Here is a 23,368-nt window from a genome sequence, read left to right on the forward strand (position 1 = left end):
TAAAAGCCGGGGTTTGGTTAAGATAGCAGCAAAAACAGGGGGTTATATTTTAAAACAAAAAACAGGCCAATGTTATTATTCTGTTACAAAATATATAAAAAATGCATTAATATTAATCATTTAATAATCAATGTTAATAATTTCAAAATAATTTCATTTTTTGTTTTAATTTTGTGATTTAGATCATATTTTTTATTTTAATTTCAGAATGAGAATACATTGAAATGTGACATTTATCGTTAACTAGTGATTGGGTATTACCTTTTATGATTAGGTTAGATGATGACTTTTAGCTCAGTTGTCAGAACAGGCGCTATGTTATTGCGGATTTATCTATGCCAGTTTTGCTTCTTGTTAACTGTTCGGCCTGTCATTGTGCTCACTTTTTGAAGAGCATAAATGATGATTCTATGCAGTATGAAAAGCTTTCTTGACGTTGAGATGGACCTTGATTAATTTAAGGCAGTATTCGTTGTCGCGTAAGCGATCGTTAATGTTCCCGCAGTCTGAGAGGAATGCCTTCGGGTGACTGATTTCAATGCCATTGTAGCCTGAGAGGTGGCGTCTTCGGACGGTAAATCCGTTTATCCTTTGAAAACGGGTATCACTAGCAATAGTGATGAAGGTGCAATTTCACAGACAATTTTCTGACTTGCCAGTATCATCAAGACAACAACCTGCGGGTTAATTTTGCTTTCTACGATTAGCTTGCCTGGGTGGTTTCGTTCAGCAGTCTGGATGATTGCTGCCAGCTTCGACAGGTTATTGGATATTTTGCGGACAACGCATTGGGTCCAGAAGAAACCGGCAGCGTCACTTGTTGGCGTGATAACGAAAACCAAGTGACGCTGCCAGCGTACAACCTTCCAAACCACGTAATACAAGCTTTCCCCGCATCTTTTACCTTCTGACCAATACGTAGTACACCGGTCGGAGGGTTTTAAGATCGCTATTCACCTTAACGTCTTGAGTAAAAAACAATCATGTTGACGTTTTATATTCAGAAGGTTTTATATTCAGAAGAAGGAGAACAATCGACTCGGTATTGATGGCGACGTCAGTGAAAACTGGCGTTGGAGGTAGTTTGACAACGGTCAGGACGGTGTAAACCGCGAACAGCTCAGAGAGCTGGGGTGCCTCGTAAGAACTCAACATTTCGCCACCCCGATGCACAGATATCAGTCGAGCCGCAGGAAGCGCAAATCAAACCGTGCCGTTGGGGTTGAGAGATGACATTCAGAATACCGTTTTGTATTGCCTGCCTCCGTCAGGTTACAAGCGGTGGTGTCGTGTGGGTTAAAAAGGAAATCGTTTGAATGTCAAAGTTGAGTAAACAGTTAGTCACATTGGCTCGTCAGGCTGGCGGCAGTTTTAAAACCGTTTCAGACAGAATGAAAATAGCCAAACGTCTGGCAGAAAGCATGGCGATATTAAATATTCAAATCCGTGATATTAAGAATATGAAAATTAATCATATTGAAAAATATATCGATAGCCGAAAGTCAGAGAATATTTCAAAGCGCACGTTACAAAATGAGATGGCGGCTGTTCGGGCGATATTCGCTATGGCGGGAAGATCTCAATTAGCTAACCCTCATCACGAACGGTTAAGTAATCATGCGCTCGGATTATCTGGCGCCAGCCGGGAGGGGACTAAGATGGCGATTTCGGATGAGCGTTATCACACGACGCTTGTTTTTGTCCGAGGGAAAGATGAAGGAGTGGCTGCGGCTATGCAACTTTCTCGTTATCTGGGGCTGCGAACGGAAGAAGCGGTTCAGGCGGCAAAGTCATTAAGAACGTGGGAAAAAGCTTTATTGCGTGGGGATGAAAGAGTGAGGGTGGTGTTTGGGACAAAAGGGGGACGTCCCCGTGACACGACGGTGGTTGATCGGGATAAAGTGATCCAGGCCGTCAGGACGGCAATAAAGTATGCCAATAAAAATCAGGGATGTTTGATTGATAAGCCGAATTTACATTCGGCCATTGATCGTTACCGGAATATTGTCAGGGAAGCGGGGTTAACCGGAAAGTCTTCACCACACAGTTTGCGTTATGCTTATGCTGTTGAGGCCATAAATTATCATCTGTCAAAGGGATTCAGCCGAAAAGAAGCGGAAGCGATGGTTTCAATGGATTTGGGACATGGGGATGGGCGCGGGCATTATGTTGCCCGTGTCTACAATAAACAGCAGGATGACAATTAATCAGCTTTTGAATTTAACTTGAATCGAAACCGCCCTGGGCTTAATATCAGTGCGTTAACTTGTTGTTTTCGGGCAACGGCCAATGTCAGATGAGTCTGAGACTGACGCTTTTGGGTGACTCGTCATAAAACCATTGTAACCTGAGAGATGGTGCCTTTGGGCGGTACACCCGTTTATCCTTTGAAAACGGGTATCACTGATTACAGTGATGAAGGTGCATTTTTAGTAACACACGGTGGCCTACTGGCTATCTGATGATCTCACCGCCGAGGGACAGAGTGAAGCCTGTTGTCTCTCTCATATCAACCACCTCCTGATGGGGAATACCTTTCCCTGAGGGATGAGGTTATTCCTCATTTTTTACATTTGAGGAAATATTATGCACACTTTATCGTTATTCATTGAAATATCGGTGCAAGCTGTCCGGTTTGAAGCGCTGATTGGGCACAAAGTTAAGTCAGGGAGATTACCCCGGCTGGTGATGCTTATCAGGCATCCTGACAGGGATTGACCTGACGGATTTATTCACTTTGTATGATGTTCGTGATGGAACATCTTCCTTACATTTCCCGGGGCTTGTCCCCGTCAAGGGCGGACTCCCGGTAACAGGAGTAGTTAATGCCTGCTTTTCATCCCCCCACTGATACGACAACCTTGTCGGCTTCAGAGAGGTTAACGCCGAAACAACGTTCACTTATCCGCGATGTGATCCGTGATGAGCGTGACTGCCGAGATCGTGACGCACTCCTTAAACTTTTGGGCATGATAACGCTGTTCAAAATTGCGGGGATCCTGACGTTAGGTGTGCTGTTGCTGGTTTTCCAGTTGTTATGGGGATAAAGGAGACGAACGATGTTAATGATCTTTGTGACAGTACTTTGGAGCGTTATTCGTTGGATTTCGCTGTCGTTTTACCATGTTATGTCCCGGCTATTACGTCGAAGACAGGTGAGACTACCGGCAGCTCATACGCGAAGACACACGGTATATGCGGGTAAATGGCAACTTTCTGATGACGCGAAGTCGTGCGGGAGACCGGTGGTGGTCAGAGATAGACACAGCTACAAACCGGGTGTGGAGTTGCTGTATTTCGGTGAGGAGAGTCCGGAGCCGTTTTATGGCGAGCGGTACCTTATCGACGAAACGGAAGCGGTGGATTCGGCGCAACAGATGCTCACGCGTCTGTTGAGACAGCGTAGTTTGTCGAAGGCTTATGATGAGGCCGCATAATGGTCAATGAGACGTTGACTGCCGTTACCCGGACGGTGATGCCGGCTGTGGCGATTGAGGAGCCCGTCTGGCTGCGAATGGTAAGTTATCCGTCTGCGCCAGAATATGAAACAGAACGGTTTCATCAACTGATTTACCAGGCATTCAAAGTCTGGTCAGCAGCCAAGCCGGGAACGTGTGAGGTGACGTTTGGTTTTTTCTGTTTGCCGCATGACGGCAACATGAAGGCCCTTTTATGGCAAGCGCTGCGGCTTAAACATCAATCTGATCGGTTACTGATTGCATTGGACGCCTAATTTATTGATTACCCTGACGGGGAAACCCGTGAGGGTTAACTCCGTCAGTCATTTTTTTACAACAGGAGTTAACCCTATGAGTACAATGACGACTAAAGAACACATTCGGGAACCGTCCCAGTCCCTGTCAGTGCAGGCGCTGGCTGAGCCTGAGATATTCAGGAAAACCCGTAGCCGGTTTAATCAGTGGCTGCAGGCGCAATTCGACAATCACTATCACACGCTGAGAAATCATGGTTACCGCTGTTTTCTTGCTCGTCATCATCCGACAGAGCTTGAGCGTTACGATGAGGCATGCGAAGCCTTACGGCGTGAGGAATTTCACCGGTTCAGTGAGTTGCAGACGCTGGGGCTGTTCCTGTATCAACAGGTTCAGCTAAAGGAGAAAAAACTCAGGCAGCGTCGTCGCTGGCTGTTGACCGGGATAGCATTGACGTCGCTGGTGACAGGCGTGTGTTTGATGCTTCATGCTTACGAAGTTGACTTGTCTGTAGTTTATCACTGGCTGACCGCGTTACCGGCCAAAATAGCTAATTATTTCATGCGCTAATTATTTATCCCCTGGGAGAGACGACTCCCTGTGGAAGGGTCTCTTCCTTAATTTTAGACAGGAAGGATGATGACCCTTTATTACCTACCGGATGATATCTGCCGGTTAATAACCCGACGTCTTACAGACAGCCTGGAAAGTGGATGGGCGCCCTGGCAAGCGGCCAGTGAGTACGGTTTGCCGCAGCATGCGCTGACCGGACAACCGTTTAGCGGTATCAATGTGCTGTTGCTCTGGCAAACTATGTTGCAGCGGCAGCTGATATCTAACCGCTGGTTAACCGGTGATGAGTTAAGAGCGTTAGGCGGATGGGTGGTCAACGGTGAAAAACCGACAACCATCGTCCGTTACCGGCCTTCAATGTCGCTGATACGTGTTATTAATCTGGAACAATGTGAAGGACTGCCGGCAGAACTTCAACCCGGTTGTCCTTTACCTCCCCGTCCGGCTCCCGGTTTTGCCGCTGTTCAGCAACTGGTGACGGCCAGTGGGATCCCGGTGGTTCATCGGTCAGGCATTGTGCCCGTTTACCGGCCATGGCATGATCGTATTGAGCTGCCTGTCCGGCGGGACTACGTTGAAGATTCACAATACTGGCATGACTTGTTGTATCAACTGGTTTATGCCACTGGCCATCCGTCCCGGTTAAACCGCTTTGGCCTGACAACCCGAAGTCAGTGGGATGAAGCCCGGGAACAATGGGTGACAGCATTGGGCGCGGCGTTTGTGGCGGCATTGACCGGTGTTCGGGGTAACCCGGTATATCCGGATAGGGTGGCACCTTGGGTACAGACTTTGGATTCAGATCCGTGGTGGTTATTTCAGGTGGCTAATGATGCCCGCCGTGCCATGGATTATTTGCAGCACCGAAAGCAACAGTTACCAACCCGTGTAGGGTTGTGGCAACAAATGGCGACCGTACTGCTTAGCGAACATTATGGTCTGCCGCTGGATGACACGATGTTGGGATGTGATGCAGTTGTTCAGCGTCATATCGACGGTGGTATCACGCCGCTGATGGCTATCAGTGCATTGGCACGAATATACGAGTGGGACCGGCGTGATCAGTCCGAAGGGCGGTTATTCCCGGAAGAATTGGGGCCGGCCAGTGAGGCACTGGCATTGTTCTCCAGCCAGCCATCGTATCTGAACTATTATCGGGTACCGGTCACAGAACAGGCTGATACCGATGAACCGGATACGTTATTACAACCTGAGCGGTTGTCACCGCCGGTGGCGTCTGAGACGGGCAGTGAGGATGAAGATAATGACCCTTATTCTCCTGATGATAATGTGGTGGCGCTGCCATTGGCGGCAACTTACCGGGAACCGAATCCACATAAACAGGCTTTTATCAGACTGTTTAACCAGATTGCACCCCATGAAAATCGCTGGCCGGTGTTCTGTGATTTTGTGCATATGGCCGCCTGTTCATTGTATAACGCGCTGTTGCAAAATGAGGAATTTGAAGCGGACTATATGCAGCGGGTTAAACGTTATTCCCGTGAAGATGCATTCCGGCTGAGTCGTTTGCTGAGTGAAGTTATTATGGGTCTGGAGTATGAGGTCGGTGATTTTCTGGGGTCTATTTTTATGGCGCTGGAATTAGGTAATGACCAGGCTGGTCAGTATCTTACGCCGTTTCCTGTCAGCCATATGATGGCCAAATTACAGCTGGCTGACGGTTTGCCAATGCTGAAATCCGGTGAGCGTGAATATATCACGGTGTCTGACCCGGCTTGTGGTGCCGGCGGGATGATTATTGCGATGCATCAGGCAATGCTGGAAGCGGGGTTTAATCCTCAGCAGCAGATGCTGGCGTTTTGTGTCGATATCGACCCGGTTGCCGCGATGATGACGTATATCCAGCTGTCGTTGCTGGGTGTCCCGGCCGTGGTCACGGTGGGCGATTCACTCACTCATGTCATGTCTCAGCAAATGGTGACGCCAATGTACCATTTAGGCTGCTGGCAGTTCAAACGTCAGCGTCAGGAAGCTGAAAACGAAATAGCGATGCGTAAGGCTGGCTGATACACATTTTTAATTTAAGTCACCATTGGGTGGCCTCACATTAACCTGATAGGGGATATCCCCTAAGGGGAAACCCCGTCAATCACGAGATTTCCCTTATGTCTTTATTACGTTTTTATATCCGGCATCAATTCGTAGAACGAATGGGGCTGGCGCTGAATGATAACGCTATTTTCTGTCTGTTTCATGAGTGCCAGGGAGACTACGTCAATACCCATGTAAAGTTTACCAAAGAGTTACTTTTGCCCGTCATGGATCATTTTTTGGACAGTTTGTATGAGGAGCTGGCAAACCGGGCTAGATGCAGAAATAGTGAACGTATCCTGACGTTATGGATACGGGGAATGGATGCGATATCTCATGTTTATCAGGATCCGATGCTGATGCCTTATACCCATCTGGACAGTAGTGGCCGTGTGGATACCCTTATCAGGCCAGATACCGCCGTGTTACTGAATTTGACGGCAGAGCAGTTTTTGTGTCTGACGGCGCAGGATAATCTACCGGAAGATGAACAAATGGGGCTGGAACAGTTCAGCAAAACACAACAGTACTGGACACGTTTTATGGACTATCTGGATAAGCAGTTGACAGAAACGTGTCGGTATTGTTTTGAACGTTTGGGTCAATTTCTTCGTCACTTACAGGTTGAACCCCGTTTAATACGGCGTTTTTCCTTCTCTATCGGTTACATTGATGTATTCATGGGGCCACAGGATTTACACAATATTGAGGCAGAGGAATTTGAGTCAGGGTATCTCGAAGAGTATATCGATGATGTCTCTGATGGACTGATGACACCCGTCCAGTTCCAGGTTGATGTGGTATATAAGAATGGTCGTGTGATAGAGAGTTTTCGATCAGATGTAGACATTGAAAATGTTAATAACCCAACACTCAAGGATTATCGGAATGTGGTGGATGAGGCAATCACATGGGTACATGAGCAGTTTGTGCTGAAAACCCGTTTAGTGAGCCTGTTTTCGCCAGTACATAGGCTGGCAGTATAACTAAAATTTAACCCATTGGGGGAAATGTTCCCTCAATGGGAACGTTTCTCCTCAGGAGAACGACGATGTTACTTTTTAAGGCGAAAGACCTGAAACCCGGTTACTGCATGACAAATGTGATCTGAAGGTGACGCTGACAGCCACACAAATTATCACACAATTTTACCCCTGATTGCCGGGATGCCGGCAGTCGTTTTCACCCTGACGGGCGTTATTTCCCGTCAGGGGGTAACGCCCGTATTTATTTCGGAGCGTTATTGATGAAAAAGATTAAGACCAAAACAGACCCAAAAACTGTTCGCAAGAATAAAGTCACCCGTCGTTATGGCAGGCGTTTCCGGCCTGATTTGTACCGGATGATGACGGTCAGGATTATCGGGGCGTTTGGAAAAAGAAAGCGCCCTGATGTACAGGCCACAAAATTGTGGAGACCGGCTGTCCGGCTATAAATAACTCGGATGGGTCTATCCGAAAGCGGGATAGCTTTTTCACATCGCTGAACTTATCACTTGCCTGTGGGGCATTACCTTCACAGGGTATGCTCTGTGAAGGTAAAAAAAGAGGATTTTTTACTATGCCGAAGTGGTACGCTAATCGTTTGCATATCACGGGTCAACCTGACCAACTGGATGCGCTGCAACAATGGGCATTGGGAGACAAAACTCCCTATTACGGGCAGGCTATCCATCAAAGTATTAAGCTGTTTGTTGCGGGCTGTGCCGGTCTCCTGCAACCCACTGAAACGACAGATTACCCACTTTATCCGGCGCTGGTCGCGAAGGGGAAAGGAGGAAGCTCACCGGCAAACCGGGCGTTTGAGCACTGGCTGGCCTTGTTAAAAGATAATGTTGTGCTTGATGAAGTCACCAGCCAGCAGATTAACAGGCTATACCAACAAAGTAGTCTGGCCGCGCGAAAATGGGAGACGTTGCTCCCGGCAGCGCAGGAAACCATCATGGCGTTGTTTAACCAAAAGTCCCGTGACTGGTTCGGTCTGGTTGACTGGAACGGAGAACGTGACACGGAAATGCTGTGGTCTCATCTTGATGACCGGCTGACAGAGACGGTTCCGGGTGACTTGTTTTTGCTGATACCGACCCGTCTTGCGAGTGAAATCAATGGATTTTGGGGCGGATTGTTAAAGGATCATGAGACGACTCATGAATTGTATATCCGATTGTACGGTATGGCACAGCCGCGAGGTTATGACATAGCCTGGAAGCACCATGATGATGGCAGTCTGACCGGGCATTTTGACAAAACACCCCAGGAGCCGTGGTATGAAAAAGTTATAGCGCCTTTATCCAGGCAATATCACTGCCATATCACCCATTATTTTAAGGGTGTCAGTGGTTTTTGTGGTTATGACAAATACCGGAATGGGCAGAGGGAAACGGGTAGCATTGGTGAACTGGAATTTGGTGAGGAAGACGGTATCCGTAAAGTGATAGGGCCGGCCTACATTCTCGGCAATATTTTACATGACGGATGTTAGTGCGCTGACAATGTATCCCGCAGGGAAATTTCTTGTGGTGAATTGACATAAAAAACAGGTTCAGGTTTGTCTGAGCATCCGATAACACGACTGCCGGCGGATATGACACCGGCGATTTACCCATTGGGGGAACATTTCCTCTGAGGGGGCGTGTTCCCCCTTTTCTCAGGAACACGTTTTGTCTGTATTGATTAATCATAAAAAAGCCTTTATGGCTTGATTGAATGAAACGGCTCGTTACCCTCATCGCTACCGGGTATTTGGCGATTTTGTGCCGTGTGCGGCAATCAGTCTGCATAATGCTTTTTGCACAGACAGTGAGTTGGAGCAGCAGTATTTGCAAATCATAAAACATCATGAACCGGAAGATGTGACCTGGCTGTCTCAACTGCTTGTGCATGTCATAAAGGTATTGGAACGCGAATCCCACGATTTTCTTGGCGGCATTTTCATGGAGATGAATCTGGGTAGCAAACATCTGAAGCAATTCTTCACACCCTGGCATATTAGCCGGGTGATGGCAAACATGCAGTTGAGTGACATTCGGCAATTTTTAGCGAAGCATCCCTTTTTCACCTTATACGAGCCTGCCTGTAGCACGGGTTGTATGGTTATTGTGATGGCAGAAGAATTGAAAGCCTCAGGTTATGTTCCTGTCCGGCATATGTGGGTATCCTGCGTTGATATTGACGTCGTAGCCGCTTCCATGGCGTATATCCTTCTCTGCTGGGGATACCCGGCGAGGTGGTGATAGGTAATGCGCTGACAAATGAACGTCATCGGGTTATGTATACCCCGGTACACTGGCTGGAAAACTGGCCGTGTTGTCTCAGGAAAAATCGTAAGCAGCATGAAGTTCAAACGGTTTGAGACACTTGATTAAGCAAATTCCGGCTCCTGGGCCGGAGTTTTTATCCACAAAACAGGACGGAGATGAGAAATAAACCGAGTGAGGTTATTTTGTTCATCCCTGACACGTTTTAGTCTGAATCGATAGTGCTTCCCAGATTGCACTGGACACACTCTATATTTCCTCTTTAATCCTTTCTTGCATGATCCATCATTGAATAAAATTCTTGCCTTTTGTATTTATCATGACTGATTCAACGAAAGAACCGGATACCCGCTTCGTTTACCCGTGATTGCATTGGAAACGTTTGAATTATTGCGTACGGTTTTCATTGATTAATTTTTATTCCCGGGAAAAGAGTTTTGCCTTGTCCCTGCCAGAGGATGTATTAGGGTTTTGGGAAAAAAAAGGAGAATAATCGTGTTGAAAAAAATTAAAATCCTGTTGGCGGGAACATCCGCAGGAAAAAAGTCACTTCCCCAACCCACCTCCATCCCAGAAACGGTCAAAGCAGGCTACTTTTTGCCGTCTGAATCCAGACTGTTGCTTGATACCGCCCGGCGACGGCAGTGTTTACAGTGTCTGTGGGACAATAGCGCATTACCCCAAACACACTATCAGACGTTATGGCTGGCCCCGTTACATGAATATGTTGCATTGATGCAACAACTTCCGGCAGCACCGCAGGGGCCTTATGCCCACCCAGGTGGCTTGATTGATGTGACTCTGCAATGTACTGCGTTTGCGGTACGTCTGGCAAAAGGACAGATGTTACCGCCGGGGGTAGCCCCTGAGACGCAGGCAGAACAAAGTGTGATATGGAACACGGTGGTGTTTTACGCTGCGTTATTTCATTTTTTACCTGTTTTGGCCCAGTTTGACGGGGAACTGGATGAAGGCCAACCCTGGTACCCGGGATTGGTTGTGCCGCAGGGGCCGTATCGTTTCCGGTTCAAAATTCCTCCCGTGGAGACGAGGGTTGCCTGTCATTTCGGGGGGTTACTCGCCGGACGATTGCTGCCGGCTAAGGCGTTGACCTGGCTGGCGTCAGTACCTAATGCCTTGTCTTCGCTGTTCTGTATTTTATCCGGTGACATGAAGGAAGATGACGCAATCAATCAGATAATGACAGAAGCTTTGAATAAAGCGGGTGCACCGACAATATCAGAAATATTCTCTGTCACGGCAGCATCACCGCAAATTATTGTTTCAGGCAATCCCGAGGTTTCTGCTACGCCTTTATCAACCGCAATAGACAGTGTTCTGCCTTCTCAGAGACGACAGGAAGATAACCCGATGACTGAAATTGTTTCATCAGCCGTGAGGCCGGTTGATGAGATCCCTTCTGCTGTCATGACAGTCGCGCCGGAGCAGGGGATGCCGTCGGATGGGAGCACGCAACAGCTATTGTCATTAATGGGGATGAATGTGACGGGCACAGTGACAGAACAGGTTATGGCCAGTGAAGCGGAAATCGTACCGCCATACACATCAGCGCCTTCACAACACGCGGTTCAGGCAACATGGCAGAACGAAAATGTTATTGAGACATCCTGTATTGGCGAGCAATTCTGGGACTGGTTGTCCGCTGGATTAAGGCATGGGGTGATGACCATTAATACTCCGGAAGCCCGGATACATCTGGTCAGTGGTTTTGTGTTTGTGAGCGCGCCAGCCATTTTCTTCCAGTTTCTCGGTGAGAAGAAGCAGGCGGATGGCAAAGAAGTTAGCCAAAAATGGAAACGGGTACAAACCGCATTCGAGCGGCTGGGACGACATCGAGTCAGTCGTGGAAAGTGTTTTTGTTGTTGTCATCTTTATGATTCGGCTGATCGGACTGGCTCCTATCAACGTGTTCATGGCTACTTAATCAAAAACACGTTGCTTTATCGTGACCGTTCTGTACCAGAAGATAGCCCTTTTCTCATGATTTCATGAGAAAGCATCTTTAATAACAATATGTTATTTTCTGCGCCCCGCAATGGGTTTTTAAATTGATGAAGTGAGGAAGTAGAGATGGACAGTATGACCTGGGATAACCTGCTGGATGAGTATTTCTTTGCCAAAATGTTGCGGCCGGATACGGAGTCAAGTTATCGCAAGGTGGTGAATACCTTCCAGGTGTTTGCAGGTGTGGATAATCGGCCTGCTCAAGTGACCCGACAACAGGTGCTGGCGTGGCGCAGATATGTGTTGCATCAGTCTGGCCTGAAAGGTGTGACCTGGAACAGTAAGATTGCGCATATGCGGGCGGTGTTTAATTTTGCGATAGAAGAAAAAATACTGCCCCAAACGGAAAACCCATTTAATGGTGTGGTGGTCAATGCGAACAAAAATAAAAAGAAAACATTGACCAAAAAACAACTGACAGCCTTGTATCTCACGATGGGGCAATTTGAAGAGCGGGAGCGACAGGCAGGGGATAACCATCGTGCCCGCTGTGCATTATATCCGACCTGGTACTGGCTGACGGTACTGGATACGTTGCGTTATACCGGGATGCGGCAAAATCAGTTATTACATATCCGGTTGGGGGATATTGACCTGCATGAGCGTCGGATTATTCTTTGCTCCGAGGGGAGTAAGAACCATTATGAACATCAGGTGCCAGTGGTGAAATGGCTGTATCCGCGACTGGAGATTTTGCTGGAACGTGCTCAGGCTGCTGGGGCAAAATTGAGTGATCCCCTGTTTTGTGTGAACTATTTTACCACCAAAATAGACAGAGGAAGTGAAACCGACCAGTTACAGACGATAAAATCATTCTTTCGGCGCTTATCAAAGGAGTGTGGATTTGATGTGGGCCCACACCGTTTCCGGCATACCCTGGCAACTGAACTGATGAAAGCGCCTGATCGTAATTTACAAATGGTACGCGGATTACTGGGGCACCGCAGTATTGCCACGACGATGGAATATATTGATATCAATCTGGAGACTGCCGGGCGCGCGTTGGAGCGTGAATTAATGCTGTATATCGATGTTGAACCAGAGAGAGGCGAAATGTTAACCGGATAAAACAAAATATCTTCGCTGTTGCCTGGACTTGTTTTGTCTGTACAAATTCCCTGTTGCAAGATAGGGAATTTTTTTGAGCTGATACAATCACCCGTAATTAACTTTCTTCTGATCAATTAAATTAGGATAGTTGAGTAACCAACATACAACATCGTGTTAATTAATTCATTGATTTTGGTTTGGATGGCTTGACAGCTGCAATAGAACTTGTAAGTATTGCATTCCAGCGCAAAATGGACGCCTAAATTCTTAGGCATCCTAGCTTGGTAACCCTTATGTTCAGTTCAATATCGAAATACTGAAAAGCTAAACTAACCACAGTTATACATTCGGGTTCTTGTATTGGTCGCCCGTTAAGTTTTTATCTCCCAACAAGCGCACTTTGAATTGGTGCCCGGAGGCGGAATCGAACCACCGACACGAGGATTTTCAATCCTCTGCTCTACCGACTGAGCTATCCGGGCAACGGGGCGCATTAAACCGTATTCAGCCTAAGTCGTCAATGTCTTTCTGATAAAAAATGATAAAAGTCGGTTGATTGCTTCCTTTTTGCCCGCCATTTGTGTGGTTATTCATCTCAGGCTGATTTTTGTTAACTTAATGCGCCATTTTTGCGACATTGGGCAATATTCAAAACATCTTCTGCCAGCAGTTTTGCTGTGGCGATATCATTAATATCCCGTTTGACCAATAGCTTACTCAGGCAACCCTCCAGAATGAGTTCCATCTGTTTGGCAACCTGTTCGCCATCTTCGATATCCAGTTGCTGCAATAGCTCGATGGTATAACGGGAGGAACTTTGTTTCTGTAATTCCGCTAATTGATGAATAGGGTGGTCAGGTTTAGGAAATGCACTACAGGCCGCGATAAATAAACAACCCGGATAACGTTTCTCTTTTACTTTTTCATCAAGCGCTGTATAGCGAGCTAACAGTTTTTGTTCTGGCGTCAGAATTTCATCCAGTAACATTTGTCGTTGCCAGACATCGATTTGTTGACCGTGATAACGTAGACAGTCATAAAGTAGTGCTTCCCGATCGGGCCAGAACTGCTTTAGATACTCAATGTCCATGTTAAGTGAACCAAGAAGCGTTTCAGTGGTGGCGGATAAGCCATGTTGCTCCAGCAAAGTTAAGACGTGACTAAGAATTTGCTCTCGTTGCACGGTGTTCTCCTTCAGATCATTTTTGTAGATGCTGCAAATGCTCATTAAAGCGGGTTGCATTCATAAAGCCGTTTATCCGTGAATCAGGGATCTCTTTTCCCTGAGAGTCAAAAAATAGAATAGTGGGTAATCCTCGTACACTGAATGTTTCCAATAGTTGTTTTTGTTGCGGGCTGTTATTCGTGACATTAGCCTGTAACAGTAGGGTATCACTCAGCTGTGATTGAACTTGCGGATCGCTGAAAGTATATTTTTCAAACTCCTTACAGGCGACACACCAGTCAGCATAAAAATCAAGCATAATGGTTTTATGGCTGTTTTGTGCCATTATATGTTCGAATTCTTGCCAGTTATTTATCTGGCGGAAATTGAGGCTATGTTGTGGCTGTTGTGTAACCGATGTATTCCAAAACCAATCTTGCAAGGGGCGGCTAGCTATCAGCATTAGAATTAATAATATCAGTTGCATGACTCTGATCCAGCTATTTTGACTTCTGAGTGTCAGAGCAAATCCCCATCCCAGGAAGCAGATTGCCAGCAGGCTCCATAACCGTATTCCCCATGTATCTCCGACAACTCTTTCCAATAGGAAAACAGGTAATGCAAGAATAATGAAGCCAAAAGCTTCTTTAACATACTGCATCCAAGGACCGCTGCGTGGTAGGAGTTTATGACCAAACATGGTGATAGCAATGAGCGGTAATCCCATACCTAAAGCATAGAGGTAAAGGGTTATGCCACCTGCCACTGTATTACCACTTTGAGCAATGTAGAGCAGAATGGCGCTTAAAGGAGCGGTAGTGCAAGGAGAACAAATTAATCCTGCTAATGCACCCATTGCGAAGACACCGAAGAATGAGCCGCTTTTTTGTTGATTACTCCAGTTGACCAGGCGGGTCTGAACAGAGGAAGGCAGTTGCAGAGAATAAAGGCCGAACATCGATAGTGCCAGCAGAATAAACAATACTGACAAACCTATTAGTACATATGGATGTTGTAGTGCAGCCTGAAACTGTAGACCCGCTGCTGCGACAATCAGCCCAAGCAAGGTGTAAGTGATTGCCATTCCTTGAACATAGCTTAGTGCTAACCAAAAGATCTGTTTCAGGTTTTTAGGGTGCTGGCTGCCAAGAATAATGCTGGAGATCAGTGGGTACATTGGCAATACACAAGGTGTAAAGGCGATACCGATACCAATTAAAATTGCCCAGAGTGGTGAAAAAGGTAAATTTTGTTGATTTTGTTGATCATTTGATGTGCTTTCTGATGTTTTCTGAACAGGTTCAGTTTGTATTACGTTGGCTGTTTCTGATGGAATAACTGCATTCAATGGAACAAGACGGGTTTCAGGTGGATAGCAGTATCCCGCTGCTGCGCAGCCTTGATAAGTGACAACAATATTGGATTTATCATTTGCTTCTGTAATAGGAACATTGATAGCCAGTTGCTGGAAATAAACTTCGGTTTCGCCAAAGAATTCATCTTGATGAGCGGTACCTTGTGGCAGGGTGATTTTACCTAGTGTGGCTTGTTGTGGCTCGACACGAAATTGTTTGCGGTAAAGGTAATAGCCCGGTTTGATTTGCCAGTTTAATGTTAGTTTGTCGCCTTTTTGCTGAAAATCAAACATGAAGGCTTGATCTGCCGGCAAATACAGGTTTTGCCCCGGTTGTTCAAATAACGCATTGACTGTCAATGGTGTAAAGAGAGTGCTGCAAAATAGCAAAAACAGCATAAAAGTATGTTTAATCATAAAGGTAACGATCGCTAATGGAATGAAACAGATTTAGCACTATAACTGATGGTTGTCAGACCAGAAAGTGTTCTGGTTAAGATTGGAGCAATAATTAAAGAATTGCAGAGAAAACATATCTTTTAGCGGAAAATTGCAGGGACGGTATACGTCCCTGAATTGAGCTGTTGTTGGCAGAATTAGAGGATTATACCGCCGAATAAGAAGCCGAAAGCAACCGCCAGAGCAACTCCAATGGTGCCAGGGATAAAGAACGGATGGTTAAATACGAAACGGCCGATACGGGTAGTTCCGGTGTCATCCATCTGAACCGCAGCAACCAGCGTTGGATAAGTAGGCAAAATGAATAACCCGGAAACCGCAGAGAAAGAAGCGATTGCGGTCAGTGGTGTAACGTTCAGAGCCAGCGCCATCGGCATCAGTGCTTTTGCTGTTGCTGCTTGGGAATAGAGCAGGGCAGAACAGAAGAAGAAGATGACGGCCAGTAACCAAGGCTGAGATTGGATTAAGCCACCAGCTGTGTCTTTAATCCAATCAATATTTGCTTGTACAAAAGTATCACCTAGCCATGCAACACCCAGAATACAGATACATGCGCTCATACCTGCTTTAAAAGTGCTGGAATTGAGGATGGCATCAGTATCAACTGAACAAAACATAGTAGTGATAGTTGCTACACTCAGCATGATAATCAGAATGGCGTTGGTGGTGCTCATCAGTGGTGTTTCAACCAGACCGATACTTGGGCTGTTGACGATAGCGTAAATAACAACACCAATAACGCCTAACAGGAACAGCAGAACAGAAGCTTTGGCTCTTGGTTTAACTTCAATCTGTTTGCTGCCGCGCAGAGTGACCAGGTTTTCTTGCAGACGTTTCAGATAAACAGGGTCGTCAGATAGTTTGGAATTAAATACCCAGGAGATAATAAAGGACATCAGAACGATAGCAGCAAAAGTCGATGGCAACAGAACCATCAGCAGGTGGATATAGCTGACGCCGTGGCCTTCCATCAGAGAGGACATATAAACGACTGCCGCGGAAATAGGTGAGGCGGTAATACCAATTTGGGCTGCTACAACTGCGGTGGAAAGTGGGCGGCATGGTTTAATGCCTTGCTCTTTTGCAACTTCAGCAATAACAGGCAGTGCTGACAGAGAGATATTACCTGTACCAGCAAACAGCGTTAGGAAATAGGTAACAATGGGGGCAAGGATAGTGATGTACTTTGGATTCTTGCGTAAAAGTTTTTCGGTTTGTTGAACCAGATAATCCAGACCACCAGCAACTTGCATTGCAGAGATTGCGGCGATAACTGCCATAATGATGGAAATAACATCAAATGGAATATGCCCTGGTGTAACCCCCATTGCTGACAGCACTAGAACGCCAAGACCACCGGCAAACCCAATGCCGATCCCCCCTAATTTTGCACCAAGGAAGATGGCCAGCAGAACGATAATCAATTCTACGGCTAACATAATATTTACTCCTTAAGTTAAGATAATTAAAGATTTGAAAATTTTAGGTTAATATTTTGTGCGTGTAGGGAAGTAAAAAGGCACGCTATCCAGTTGGAGTTGCGTGCTTTAATTATTAAGATCTATTTATTGTTATGAATATTTTATTAGTCATAAAAACGTTTCGCTTTATACGCTAATTGCTTCAGATTTTCTACTGAAAAGATATAATCTAACTGAGCTTCACTTAGTAAACTATGTTCTACCACAATTTTTCTTGCATTTTTACTAGTCTTAACGCAAATATTACAATAAATTAGTACCATTATTATAGGAATACTCACAATGAATTGCACGATATAATCTGAATCGATGAAAGTACCTTAAATGGTTTTGCAGAATGATTTACTTCTCAAAATTAGAAGAAATTTACGACAACATTATTGGCTGGTATTTGGTCATCCATCATTATCAATAAATTGGGGTCGTTACCAACCATTGCTATTATCAGTAATTTTTATGTTTCCTGGTTAATCATCACCATTGCAAGGGGCACAGTAACAATAGTAAGCGCTGTGCTTAACATCACTGAAAGCGCTGCTTTTTCAGGATGGACATTTAGATTGTTTGCGATAATAGCTATATTACCGGCCATAGGAGTGGATAGCATGAAAGTGATAACAACCAATACATCATGGGGTGTATTAGCTATGTAATGGAAAAAGCATAGCCCAAGAATAGGGTAGATAAGGTGTTTCCATAACGATGTAAAAAACGAAAATTTCCAATCAATTTTCATTTTGTAAATAGAAGATAGGATTATTCCAATAACCATCATGCCTAGAATGCTATAAGCGTCTTTAAAGTTATCTAGTGTAGATACGAATATTGGATGTAGTGTTGTGCTACTACTTTTTAATACAATTCCTAATATGGCTGCGTAAATAATGGGTAATTTTATGATTTTCGCTATGCTTTACTTGGTGGTGAAATGTCCTTTGGCAGTAATAAAATAACCTATACCCTTCATCTTTCAAGTTGCTGCTTTGTTGGCTGCGTTCACTTACCCCAGTCACATCGTTATCTATGCTCCTGGGGATGCGTTCACTTGCCGCCGCGCTGCAAATTGAAATTTATTTTGGGTATATAGTGAATCTACCTATCATAATAAATAATAAACTGAAAATTTTAGGTTAGTACTTTGTATTTTTACATGTAGGGAAATAAAAAGGCACGCTATCTAGTTGAGTTGCGTGCCTTATTGCTAATAGCTATTTTTTTATGATATTCAACAATTAATCGTCAAAACGTTTTGCTTTATAAGCTGGGCGTTTCAGGTTTTCTACAGAGAAGATGTCATCTAACTCAGCGTTGGTCAGTAGACCACGTTCTAGTACGACGTCACGAACACTTTTACCGGTTTCAGCACAGATCCTACCGACGATGTCACCATTGTGGTGACCGATGAATGGGTTCAGATAAGTGACGATACCGATTGAGTTGAATACGAAGTTTTCGCAAACCTCTTTGTTAGCTGTGATACCACTAACGCATTTTTCTACCAGGTTGCGGCAGGCATTACTTAGCAGGGAGATAGATTCAAACATGGCCTGACCGATAGCAGGCTCCATCACGTTTAACTGTAACTGGCCTGCTTCAGATGCCATAGTGACACAAATATCGTTACCAATGACTTTGAAACAAACTTGATTCACAACTTCTGGAATAACAGGGTTAACTTTTGCTGGCATGATAGAAGAACCGGCTTGCAATTCTGGCAAGTTGATTTCGTTCAGGCCAGCACGAGGACCAGAAGAGAGCAAACGCAGGTCATTACAAATTTTAGACAGTTTAACCGCTAGGCGCTTCAAAGCGCCGTGAACCATGACATAAGCACCACAGTCAGAGGTTGCTTCAATCAGATCTTCAGCGGGTATGCAAGGCAGCCCGGAGACTTCAGCCAGTTTTTCAACTGCCAGTTTCTGATAGCCTGGTGCAGTGTTAAGACCGGTACCGATAGCGGTAGCACCAAGGTTAACTTCTAACAACAGTTGAGAAGTCCGGCTCAGATTTTTAACTTCTTCTTTCAGCAGGATGGAGAATGCGTTGAATTCTTGTCCTAGCGTCATAGGTACAGCATCCTGTAACTGGGTACGACCCATTTTCAGAATGTCATCAAATTCTTTGGCTTTTTTATTGAAGCCAGCGATGAGCAGTTCAAGAGACTCAATTAGTTTCAGGATCGAGTTATAAACAGCAATACGAAAACCGGTTGGGTAGGCATCGTTAGTTGACTGACTTTTATTCAGATGGTCATTTGGGTTGAGGTATTCATATTCACCCTTTTTGTGGCCTAATAGTTCCAAGCCGATGTTTGCCAGAACCTCGTTAGTGTTCATATTGAGTGAAGTACCAGCCCCCCCCTGAAACACATCAACCGGGAACTGGTCCATGCATTTACCCGCCTTGAGCACTTCATCACATGCTTTGACAATGATATCGGCAATTTTTTTGGGGATGGTTTGCAATTCTTTGTTAGCTAAAGCCGCCGCTTTTTTTACCATCACCATGCCACGGATAAATTCTGGTACATCATTAATAGTGTTGTTACTGATGTAGAAGTTTTCAATCGCACGTAAGGTATGAACACCGTAATAGGCTTCAGCAGGAACTTCTCGTTTACCTAACAGGTCTTCTTCGATACGAATGTTGTTTGACATGAGAACCTTCTTATTAGATGACGTTTTTACTGTCTAATTATGCGTTTGTTAAATAATTATGTTGCCAACAGCAATAGTTGTGATATGAATTCTTCATCACCAGATTGCTGGCGTGATCATATGCTGGTTAGCAATAAATGCATTGAATCTGGATCACTTTATAGTGGTAATTTGCTGAACATGATTCTATATATGTGATGTAAATCACAATTGTATGCCTAATCCGTAAAATCTTCATAGGATTGAAAATGATAGTTATGATCCCAATTACTAATCTCTATAAACTGAAAAAAATGCTAATTTGGTTGTCCCTTGGATCTTGTTGATATGATTTATTCAGGATACAACCTCTCCAGCTAAATCAATTGAAGGAGAATCAAGTGCGTTGGTTGCCATTTATCCTGATATTTTTACTTATCTATATTGAGTCAACTTTATTTGTACGTGTCGCATCTGAATTAGGGGTATTGCTAACTCTGTTACTGGTGTTGTTTACTTCCTGTGTCGGTATCTCTTTGGTACGTAATCAGGGAGTAAAGAACTTTATTCAGCTCCAGCAGAAATTAGTTGCCGGAGAAAGCCCTGCGGTAGAAATGATAAAGAGTGTGTCTCTTGTACTGGCCGGTTTTCTGCTACTGCTTCCTGGTTTTTTTACTGATTTCCTCGGGTTGCTGTTGTTACTGCCTCCTGTTCAGAAAACGCTGGTGATGAAACTGATGCCACATATTAATTTCTATCGTCCTCATAATAGAAATGGGTTCAAACAGGGCGGTAACACCTTTGAAGGGGAATACGAGCGCAAGCAAGATGATTCCTCCCATACATTGAACGACCATAAACGTGATGATGATGAACATAAACCTCGTTGATAAGAAAGTATTTTTTCTAATCACAGGGGTTTTTTCTGCGGGTAAGAAAAGAATAAAATATTTTTCTTGCCTGCCCTTGAAGTGTCATAAATAAGTCCCCATTTAATTTATTATGATACTGGTTCGTGAAAGCATACTAGTATCAATCCTCTTACCTGATATGGACTTTCTTATAGGAGAGCTATCAATGAATATTCGTCCATTGCATGATCGTGTAATCGTCAAGCGTAAAGAAGTTGAATCAAAATCTGCTGGCGGTATTGTGCTGACTGGCGCGGCTGCGGGCAAATCTACTCGTGGTGAAGTTTTGGCTGTAGGCAATGGCCGCATCCTTGACAGCGGTGACGTAAAAGCGCTGAGTGTGAAAGTTGGGGATATCGTTATTTTTAACGAAGGTTATGGTGTTAAGTCAGAGAAGATCGATAACGAAGAAGTATTGATCATGTCTGAAAGCGACATTTTGGCAATTGTTGAAGAGTAATTGTTGAAGCGTAAGTGTTGCGCTTAGATCTTCTTAACTGAACGAATTTAAAGGAAAGAAACAATGGCAGCTAAAGACGTAAAATTTGGTAGCGATGCTCGCGTTAAGATGCTACGTGGTGTGAATGTTCTTGCTGATGCAGTAAAAGTAACCTTGGGTCCTAAAGGCCGTAACGTTATTCTGGATAAATCTTTTGGTGCTCCTGCAATCACTAAAGATGGCGTTTCAGTTGCTCGTGAAATTGAACTGGAAGATAAGTTCGAAAATATGGGCGCTCAGATGGTGAAAGAAGTTGCCTCTAAAGCAAATGATGCTGCGGGTGACGGTACAACGACTGCAACTGTATTGGCTCAATCTATTGTTACTGAAGGTCTGAAAGCCGTAGCCGCTGGCATGAACCCAATGGATCTGAAACGTGGTATTGATAAAGCTGTGGTTGCAGCCGTTGAAGAACTGAAAAAGCTGTCTGAACCTTGCTTAGATTCCACCGCTATTGCTCAGGTAGGTACTATCTCCGCCAATTCCGACGAAACTGTAGGTAAGTTGATCGCAGAAGCGATGGACAAAGTCGGTAAAGAAGGTGTAATCACCGTTGAAGAAGGTACTGGCCTGGAAGATGAACTGGATGTCGTTGAAGGTATGCAGTTCGACCGTGGTTACCTCTCTCCTTATTTCATCAACAAACCAGAAACTGGTTCTGTTGAATTAGAAAACCCATTTATTCTGCTGGTAGATAAAAAAATCTCCAACATCCGTGAACTGTTGCCAGTTCTGGAAGGTGTTGCTAAAGCAAGCAAGCCTCTGCTGATCATTGCTGAAGATGTTGAAGGTGAAGCATTGGCAACTCTGGTTGTTAATACCATGCGTGGCATCGTGAAAGTTGCAGCGGTTAAAGCTCCTGGTTTCGGTGATCGCCGCAAGGCTATGTTGCAAGATATCGCTGTTCTGACTGGCGGTATCGTTATCTCTGAAGAGATCGGTCTGGAACTGGAAAAAGCAACTCTGGAAGATCTGGGTCAGGCAAAACGTGTTGTTATCAACAAAGACACTACAACTATTATTGATGGTGTTGGTGACAAAGTTGGAATCGATGGCCGTGTTTCTCAGATTCGTCAGCAGATCCAAGAATCTACTTCTGATTACGATCGTGAAAAACTGCAAGAGCGCGTAGCTAAGCTGGCTGGCGGTGTTGCTGTTATTAAAGTTGGTGCTGCAACAGAAGTTGAAATGAAAGAAAAACGTGCCCGTGTTGACGATGCCCTGCATGCAACCCGCGCTGCGGTAGAAGAAGGCGTGGTCGCTGGTGGTGGTGTGGCACTGGTTCGTGTTGCAGCTGCTATTGCTAGTCTAAAAGGCGACAACCAAGATCAAAACGTAGGTATCCGTGTTGCAATGCGCGCAATGGAAGCACCTCTGCGTCAGATCGTTGACAACGCAGGCGAAGAACCTTCAGTTGTTGCAAACAAGGTGAAAGCAGGTGAAGGCAACTACGGTTATAACGCGACTACTGAACAGTATGGCAATATGATCGAAATGGGTATTCTGGACCCAACCAAAGTAACCCGTTCTGCACTGCAATTCGCAGCATCTATTGCTGGCCTGATGATCACCACTGAGTGTATGGTGACTGACCTGCCTAAAGATGACAAAGCTGATTTAGGTGGAGCAGGCGGTATGGGTGGCATGGGTGGAATGGGCGGCATGATGTAATAGCCGTTCAGTCGCCGGTATTGAACCCTCAATACGCGATATGAATATCAGACGGGCGGAGTAATCTGCCCGTTTTTTTTATATTTATGTGTATACCCTTCATCTTTAAAGTTGTTGTTTTGTTGGCTGCGTTCACTTGCCGCCGCACTGCAACTTGAAATCTATTGGGTATATTGGGGATAAATCAAAATTCAGAGTGATGATTAATGGATATATTTCGGAATTTTTATTTATGCTAGATGTGGTATATTTATTTCTCTCCACTGGAGTTTTTGTGTTTTTGCCACCAGATAATAAAAAAAGGAAATAATAATTCCTTGCGGATATATAGGTAATAGATTGTTAAATCAAGATTATTCTTATGCTAACTATCTAAAAAGTCATCAGTTATTATCATAGTATATTATTATATTTTTATGTCGTTCTAATATTATCTTTTTTATTCATTTTTTTGTTGTAATTGATAAAATCTTTTATGTTATCTTTAATAAGCCAGTTTTTGTAACATCAACTTTGAAGTTTT

Annotated in this window: 23 protein-coding genes and 1 tRNA gene; 17 read left to right on the plus strand and 7 right to left on the minus strand. The window is 44.8% G+C overall.

Annotated features, from left to right (window positions below; genetic code table 11):
• Positions 1-584: 584 nt before the first annotated feature.
• The gene (locus tag EAE89_RS03375; protein WP_214085371.1) at positions 585-875 is read right to left on the minus strand and encodes a hypothetical protein; all 291 of its coding nucleotides are present in this window, start codon (positions 873-875) and stop codon (positions 585-587) included.
• A gap of 441 nt (positions 876-1,316) precedes the next feature.
• Here EAE89_RS03375 and EAE89_RS03380 point away from each other — a divergent pair, with 441 nt between their 5' ends.
• The 14 genes from EAE89_RS03380 (at position 1,317) to EAE89_RS03435 (ending at position 12,687) form a co-directional block, all read left to right on the plus strand.
• Positions 1,317-2,207: an integrase domain-containing protein gene (locus EAE89_RS03380; RefSeq protein WP_149615884.1), complete on the plus strand. Its 891-nt coding sequence runs from the start codon at positions 1,317-1,319 to the stop codon at positions 2,205-2,207.
• A gap of 379 nt (positions 2,208-2,586) precedes the next feature.
• Complete coding sequence (locus EAE89_RS23955) at positions 2,587-2,718, plus strand: hypothetical protein (protein WP_262499864.1); 132 nt, start codon at positions 2,587-2,589, stop codon at positions 2,716-2,718.
• A 107-nt stretch (positions 2,719-2,825) separates the two neighbouring features.
• Positions 2,826-3,047: a hypothetical protein gene (locus EAE89_RS03385; RefSeq protein ID WP_149615883.1), complete on the plus strand. Its 222-nt coding sequence runs from the start codon at positions 2,826-2,828 to the stop codon at positions 3,045-3,047.
• A gap of 12 nt (positions 3,048-3,059) precedes the next feature.
• On the plus strand, positions 3,060-3,437 hold the full coding sequence (locus EAE89_RS03390) for a hypothetical protein (protein WP_149615882.1): 378 nt from the start codon (positions 3,060-3,062) through the stop codon (positions 3,435-3,437).
• Positions 3,437-3,733: a hypothetical protein gene (locus EAE89_RS03395; RefSeq protein ID WP_214085372.1), complete on the plus strand. Its 297-nt coding sequence runs from the start codon at positions 3,437-3,439 to the stop codon at positions 3,731-3,733. Before EAE89_RS03390 ends, EAE89_RS03395 begins: the two co-directional genes overlap by 1 nt.
• Positions 3,734-3,809: 76 nt before the next feature.
• Positions 3,810-4,283 carry a hypothetical protein gene (locus EAE89_RS03400; protein WP_149615880.1) on the plus strand — a complete coding sequence of 158 codons (474 nt, stop codon included), beginning with the start codon at positions 3,810-3,812 and terminating at the stop codon, positions 4,281-4,283.
• Between the two features lie 69 nt (positions 4,284-4,352).
• On the plus strand, positions 4,353-6,314 hold the full coding sequence (locus tag EAE89_RS03405) for an ArdC-like ssDNA-binding domain-containing protein (RefSeq protein ID WP_244866127.1): 1,962 nt from the start codon (positions 4,353-4,355) through the stop codon (positions 6,312-6,314).
• 98 nt (positions 6,315-6,412) lie between these two features.
• On the plus strand, positions 6,413-7,324 hold the full coding sequence (locus tag EAE89_RS03410) for a hypothetical protein (RefSeq protein ID WP_149615878.1): 912 nt from the start codon (positions 6,413-6,415) through the stop codon (positions 7,322-7,324).
• Between the two features lie 260 nt (positions 7,325-7,584).
• Positions 7,585-7,773, plus strand: a complete 189-nt coding sequence (locus EAE89_RS03415) for a hypothetical protein (RefSeq protein ID WP_149615877.1) — start codon at positions 7,585-7,587, stop codon at positions 7,771-7,773.
• A gap of 125 nt (positions 7,774-7,898) precedes the next feature.
• Positions 7,899-8,819 (plus strand): DUF1281 domain-containing protein, encoded by a 921-nt coding sequence (locus EAE89_RS03420; protein WP_149615876.1) that lies wholly within the window; start codon positions 7,899-7,901, stop codon positions 8,817-8,819.
• Between the two features lie 220 nt (positions 8,820-9,039).
• Complete coding sequence (locus EAE89_RS03425; RefSeq protein WP_338090087.1) at positions 9,040-9,570, plus strand: N-6 DNA methylase; 531 nt, start codon at positions 9,040-9,042, stop codon at positions 9,568-9,570.
• The gene (locus EAE89_RS24135; protein ID WP_338090086.1) at positions 9,564-9,689 is read left to right on the plus strand and encodes a hypothetical protein; all 126 of its coding nucleotides are present in this window, start codon (positions 9,564-9,566) and stop codon (positions 9,687-9,689) included. The genes EAE89_RS03425 and EAE89_RS24135 overlap by 7 nt, the downstream gene beginning before the upstream one ends.
• Before the next feature lie 400 nt (positions 9,690-10,089).
• Positions 10,090-11,607, plus strand: coding sequence for a conjugal transfer nickase/helicase domain-containing protein (locus EAE89_RS03430; RefSeq protein ID WP_339423028.1), 1,518 nt, complete (start codon positions 10,090-10,092; stop codon positions 11,605-11,607).
• Between the two features lie 78 nt (positions 11,608-11,685).
• Positions 11,686-12,687 (plus strand): tyrosine-type recombinase/integrase, encoded by a 1,002-nt coding sequence (locus tag EAE89_RS03435; protein ID WP_149615874.1) that lies wholly within the window; start codon positions 11,686-11,688, stop codon positions 12,685-12,687.
• Between the two features lie 388 nt (positions 12,688-13,075).
• Here the strand turns inward: EAE89_RS03435 and EAE89_RS03440 are convergent.
• From EAE89_RS03440 to aspA, 6 genes are all read right to left on the minus strand, one after another.
• Positions 13,076-13,151, minus strand: a tRNA-Phe gene (locus tag EAE89_RS03440).
• Positions 13,152-13,279: 128 nt separating this feature from the next.
• Positions 13,280-13,852 carry a division control transcriptional repressor DicD gene (dicD, locus tag EAE89_RS03445; protein ID WP_054480873.1) on the minus strand — a complete coding sequence of 191 codons (573 nt, stop codon included), beginning with the start codon at positions 13,850-13,852 and terminating at the stop codon, positions 13,280-13,282.
• A 16-nt stretch (positions 13,853-13,868) separates the two neighbouring features.
• Entirely contained in the window at positions 13,869-15,605 is a 1,737-nt protein-coding gene (locus tag EAE89_RS03450) for a protein-disulfide reductase DsbD (RefSeq protein ID WP_214085374.1), read from the minus strand.
• A 179-nt stretch (positions 15,606-15,784) separates the two neighbouring features.
• Positions 15,785-17,086, minus strand: a complete 1,302-nt coding sequence (locus EAE89_RS03455; protein ID WP_054480878.1) for an anaerobic C4-dicarboxylate transporter — start codon at positions 17,084-17,086, stop codon at positions 15,785-15,787.
• 496 nt (positions 17,087-17,582) lie between these two features.
• Positions 17,583-18,038, minus strand: coding sequence for an AEC family transporter (locus EAE89_RS03460; protein ID WP_214085431.1), 456 nt, complete (start codon positions 18,036-18,038; stop codon positions 17,583-17,585).
• A gap of 322 nt (positions 18,039-18,360) precedes the next feature.
• On the minus strand, positions 18,361-19,785 hold the full coding sequence (aspA, locus tag EAE89_RS03465; protein WP_149615873.1) for an aspartate ammonia-lyase: 1,425 nt from the start codon (positions 19,783-19,785) through the stop codon (positions 18,361-18,363).
• A gap of 380 nt (positions 19,786-20,165) precedes the next feature.
• Here aspA and EAE89_RS03470 point away from each other — a divergent pair, with 380 nt between their 5' ends.
• The 3 genes from EAE89_RS03470 (at position 20,166) to groL (ending at position 22,845) form a co-directional block, all read left to right on the plus strand.
• Entirely contained in the window at positions 20,166-20,654 is a 489-nt protein-coding gene (locus tag EAE89_RS03470) for an FxsA family protein (protein WP_054480884.1), read from the plus strand.
• A gap of 187 nt (positions 20,655-20,841) precedes the next feature.
• A complete protein-coding gene (locus tag EAE89_RS03475; RefSeq protein WP_054480886.1) occupies positions 20,842-21,135 on the plus strand; it encodes a co-chaperone GroES in 294 nt (97 codons plus the stop codon).
• A gap of 63 nt (positions 21,136-21,198) precedes the next feature.
• Complete coding sequence (groL, locus tag EAE89_RS03480; protein WP_054480888.1) at positions 21,199-22,845, plus strand: chaperonin GroEL; 1,647 nt, start codon at positions 21,199-21,201, stop codon at positions 22,843-22,845.
• Positions 22,846-23,368 lie beyond the last annotated feature (523 nt).

Origin of the sequence: Photorhabdus heterorhabditis (genome assembly GCF_018448905.1) — a bacterium.
GTDB lineage: Bacteria > Pseudomonadota > Gammaproteobacteria > Enterobacterales > Enterobacteriaceae > Photorhabdus > Photorhabdus heterorhabditis.

What these genes read in the sequence shown, in the direction of transcription:
- groL (WP_054480888.1), top strand. Translation starts at nt 21,199, where the DNA reads ATGGCAGCTAAAGACGTAAAATTTGGTAGCGATGCTCGCGTTAAGATG.
- EAE89_RS03450 (WP_214085374.1), bottom strand. Translation starts at nt 15,605, where the DNA reads ATGATTAAACATACTTTTATGCTGTTTTTGCTATTTTGCAGCACTCTC.
- EAE89_RS03405 (WP_244866127.1), top strand. Translation starts at nt 4,353, where the DNA reads ATGACCCTTTATTACCTACCGGATGATATCTGCCGGTTAATAACCCGA.
- EAE89_RS03400 (WP_149615880.1), top strand. Translation starts at nt 3,810, where the DNA reads ATGAGTACAATGACGACTAAAGAACACATTCGGGAACCGTCCCAGTCC.
- EAE89_RS03415 (WP_149615877.1), top strand. Translation starts at nt 7,585, where the DNA reads ATGAAAAAGATTAAGACCAAAACAGACCCAAAAACTGTTCGCAAGAAT.
- aspA (WP_149615873.1), bottom strand. Translation starts at nt 19,785, where the DNA reads ATGTCAAACAACATTCGTATCGAAGAAGACCTGTTAGGTAAACGAGAA.
- EAE89_RS03385 (WP_149615883.1), top strand. Translation starts at nt 2,826, where the DNA reads ATGCCTGCTTTTCATCCCCCCACTGATACGACAACCTTGTCGGCTTCA.
- EAE89_RS03435 (WP_149615874.1), top strand. Translation starts at nt 11,686, where the DNA reads ATGGACAGTATGACCTGGGATAACCTGCTGGATGAGTATTTCTTTGCC.
- EAE89_RS03410 (WP_149615878.1), top strand. Translation starts at nt 6,413, where the DNA reads ATGTCTTTATTACGTTTTTATATCCGGCATCAATTCGTAGAACGAATG.
- EAE89_RS23955 (WP_262499864.1), top strand. Translation starts at nt 2,587, where the DNA reads ATGCACACTTTATCGTTATTCATTGAAATATCGGTGCAAGCTGTCCGG.
- EAE89_RS03455 (WP_054480878.1), bottom strand. Translation starts at nt 17,086, where the DNA reads ATGTTAGCCGTAGAATTGATTATCGTTCTGCTGGCCATCTTCCTTGGT.
- EAE89_RS03420 (WP_149615876.1), top strand. Translation starts at nt 7,899, where the DNA reads ATGCCGAAGTGGTACGCTAATCGTTTGCATATCACGGGTCAACCTGAC.
- EAE89_RS03390 (WP_149615882.1), top strand. Translation starts at nt 3,060, where the DNA reads ATGTTAATGATCTTTGTGACAGTACTTTGGAGCGTTATTCGTTGGATT.
- EAE89_RS03395 (WP_214085372.1), top strand. Translation starts at nt 3,437, where the DNA reads ATGGTCAATGAGACGTTGACTGCCGTTACCCGGACGGTGATGCCGGCT.
- EAE89_RS03475 (WP_054480886.1), top strand. Translation starts at nt 20,842, where the DNA reads ATGAATATTCGTCCATTGCATGATCGTGTAATCGTCAAGCGTAAAGAA.
- EAE89_RS03380 (WP_149615884.1), top strand. Translation starts at nt 1,317, where the DNA reads ATGTCAAAGTTGAGTAAACAGTTAGTCACATTGGCTCGTCAGGCTGGC.